Raw genomic sequence first — 1,435 nt, 5'->3', positions numbered from 1 at the left:
TGGCGCGTTCGTGCGTGGTGCCGGTCGCGGCGGCTATCGGACGGGAAACGGTCACGCTCGAAGGGCTCGGCACGCTGGATGCGTTGCATCCGATCCAGCGCGCTTTTATCGATGAACAAGCGGCGCAATGCGGCTACTGTCTCAACGGCATGATCATGAGCACGAAGGCGCTGCTCGATCGCGATCCCGAACCCGATGACGCCGCGATTCGTGACGCGCTGCGCTTCAACCTGTGCCGCTGCGGTACGCATATCGAGATCATGAAGGCCGTGCATCGCGCGGTCGAGTATTTGAAACGCGAAGAAGGGCGCTGATCCAATGACGCGTGTAACGGACCTCCTGTAATGGACCTCATGCACGAACGGGATTCCGGCCGACCCGTGCTGCTGCCCGAGTCGATGCTCTATGCATGCGTGCTGGTGGACATCGACCCGGCGTTGCTGCAGCGTGCTGCTGCGCTGCAAATGGAAAGCGTGCGCTGGGTTCACGCGGGGAACGTGGCTGCGTTTGTTGCGGCCCGTCTTGAACTTGCGTGCGATGCCGCGCGGCGCGTGGTTGATCGTACGGGCGCCGATGCGTCGCTGCCCGTGCCGCACTCCGGTCTGCAGCAGGAAGCGCATTACGTCTGGCCGCTTTCTCCGGACACGTTCACGCCATGCGAGGCGATCGCACGCGTTGACGGCGACTTCATCTCCCTATGGACGAGCACCCCGCCAGGCGCAGATCTGCTCGCGAAGCTCGTCAGCGCGACGGGGTTTTCCGCTGAGCGCTTCGAGTTCCATCCGCTCCATACAGCGACCGATTCAACGCTCGCCGCAATCGCCGCCGTGGTGCTGAGTAAAGAACTCGGCGGCGCGGTGTGTGTCGGCGGATATATGTCGGCGTCGCTCGCGCGTGAGGCGACATTTTCCGTCGCGGCTTCATTGGACAGCGAAGGTGCGCTGCTCGATTGGCAATACATTGCGCGAACGCCCGGTGTTTCCGGTGACGAAGCCGCTGCACGAGATCCAGGCCCGTATGTGTCACGCCGTTCGAAATTACTGATCGACGATCCCGCCAAACTCATTCCTGACGCGGCGCATGCCTTTGCGCGTGAATCGTTCATTGATGAAATCGCGCGTGAGGACAACCGCGATCCCGTGTCGTTCCGGCTCGATCACCTTGATCCGGTGGAATACGACGGCGCACGCGAGCTGATCAATACAGTCGCGGAACGTGCGGCGTGGGGCAGCGAGCCGAAGTATTCGACTAGTGGAATAGCGCACGGCCGCGGTTTCGCTTTCGATGAACACAAGAGCAACGCGGTAACGCCAGCGTATTCGGCATGGATTGTCGATCTTGATGTCAATCGTGCGACCGGCGACGTAGCGGTCAAGCGCGTGGTGGCGGGCCGTGCGCTATTCCACTAGTCGAATACTTCGGCTCGCTGCCCCAA

General features: G+C 61.9%; 2 protein-coding genes. Both read left to right on the top strand.

The window, feature by feature from the left end; genetic code table 11:
• A partial coding sequence (locus tag ACRXB1_RS35980) for a (2Fe-2S)-binding protein (RefSeq protein ID WP_449494767.1) occupies positions 1-314 on the top strand: 314 nt, incomplete at its 5' end.
• 30 nt (positions 315-344) lie between these two features.
• On the top strand, positions 345-1,409 hold the full coding sequence (locus ACRXB1_RS35975) for a hypothetical protein (RefSeq protein ID WP_449494766.1): 1,065 nt from the start codon (positions 345-347) through the stop codon (positions 1,407-1,409).
• Positions 1,410-1,435 lie beyond the last annotated feature (26 nt).

The sequence above is a fragment of the Caballeronia sp. M23-90 genome (genome assembly GCF_053574605.1).
This window is presented reverse-complemented; position numbering and strand designations above follow the sequence as displayed.

Coding starts and splice junctions, on each gene's coding strand:
- ACRXB1_RS35975 (WP_449494766.1), top strand. CDS start 345: ATGGACCTCATGCACGAACGGGATTCCGGCCGACCCGTGCTGCTGCCC.